The organism is Microbulbifer variabilis ATCC 700307 (assembly GCF_000380565.1).
Classification (GTDB): Bacteria; Pseudomonadota; Gammaproteobacteria; order Pseudomonadales; family Cellvibrionaceae; genus Microbulbifer; species Microbulbifer variabilis.
In genome coordinates, this window is the sequence record NZ_AQYJ01000003.1 from 1 (window position 1) to 1,736 (window position 1,736).

Here is a 1,736-nt window from a genome sequence, read left to right on the forward strand (position 1 = left end):
GACCGGCGATAACCCCAAATAAGTCGGTAAAACAATCTGTAGTAATACACCGCAAGCGATCGTATGTCTCTAACTCACAATCCGCTAGCTTAGCTAGTCGTTAGTAACCATCTCTGTTGTATGGTCAAGCCGCACGGGCAATTAGTACTGGTTAGCTCAACGCCTCACAACGCTTCCACACCCAGCCTATCAACGTGGTAGTCTTCCACGGCCCTTTAGGGGAATCAAGTTCCCAGGGAGATCTTATCTTGAAGGAGGCTTCCCGCTTAGATGCTTTCAGCGGTTATCCCGTCCGAACATAGCTACCCGGCAATGCCACTGGCGTGACAACCGGAACACCAGAGGTTCGTTCACTCCGGTCCTCTCGTACTAGGAGCAACTCTTCTCAAATCTCCAACGCCCACGGCAGATAGGGACCGAACTGTCTCACGACGTTCTAAACCCAGCTCGCGTACCACTTTAAATGGCGAACAGCCATACCCTTGGGACCGGCTTCAGCCCCAGGATGTGATGAGCCGACATCGAGGTGCCAAACACCGCCGTCGATGTGAACTCTTGGGCGGTATCAGCCTGTTATCCCCGGAGTACCTTTTATCCGTTGAGCGACGACCCTTCCATACAGAATCGCCGGATCACTATGACCTACTTTCGTACCTGCTCGACATGTCTGTCTCGCAGTCAAGCGCACTTATACCATTATGCTCATTGCATGATTTCCGACCATGCTGAGTGCACCTTCGTACTCCTCCGTTACTCTTTGGGAGGAGACCGCCCCAGTCAAACTACCCACCATACACTGTCCTCGATCCGGATAACGGACCAGAGTTAGAACCTCAAACATACCAGGGTGGTATTTCAAGGACGGCTCCACAACAACTAGCGTCGCTGCTTCAAAGCCTCCCACCTATCCTACACAAATAGGCTCAAAGTTCAGTGCAAAGCTGTAGTAAAGGTTCACGGGGTCTTTCCGTCTAGCCGCGGGTACACTGCATCTTAACAGCGATTTCAATTTCACTGAGTCTCTGGTGGAGACAGCGTGGCCATCGTTACGCCATTCGTGCAGGTCGGAACTTACCCGACAAGGAATTTCGCTACCTTAGGACCGTTATAGTTACGGCCGCCGTTTACCGGGGCTTCGATCAAGAGCTTCGCCGAAGCTAACCCCATCAATTAACCTTCCGGCACCGGGCAGGCGTCACACCCTATACGTCCACTTACGTGTTTGCAGAGTGCTATGTTTTTAATAAACAGTCGCAGCCACCTGGTCACTTCGACCGGCCTCAGCTTAGGGAGCAAGTCCCATCACCAAAACCGGCGTACCTTCTCCCGAAGTTACGGTACCATTTTGCCTAGTTCCTTCACCAGAGTTCTCTCAAGCGCCTTGGTATTCTCTACCTGACCACCTGTGTCGGTTTAGAGTACGGTTCACTATTGCCTGAAGCTTAGAAGTTTTTCCTGGAAGCAGGGCATCAACCACTTCGTCTCTAAAAGAGACTCGTCATCAGTTCTCAGCCTTAGGGACCCGGATTTGCCTAAGTCCCCAGCCTACAACCTTAAACATGGACAACCAATCGCCATGCTGGCCTAGCCTTCTCCGTCACTCCATCGCAGCAATAGCGAGTACAGGAATATTAACCTGTTTTCCATCGACTACGGCTTTCGCCCTCGCCTTAGGGGCCGACTAACCCTGTCCCGATTAGCGTTGGACAGGAACCCTTGGTCTTCCGGCGGGGAGG

General features: G+C 52.2%; 1 rRNA gene. It reads right to left on the bottom strand.

Going from position 1 to position 1,736, the window contains the following annotated elements:
• Positions 1–120 precede the first annotated feature (120 nt).
• A 23S ribosomal RNA gene (locus G367_RS0100025) occupies positions 121–1,736 on the bottom strand; the annotation flags it as partial.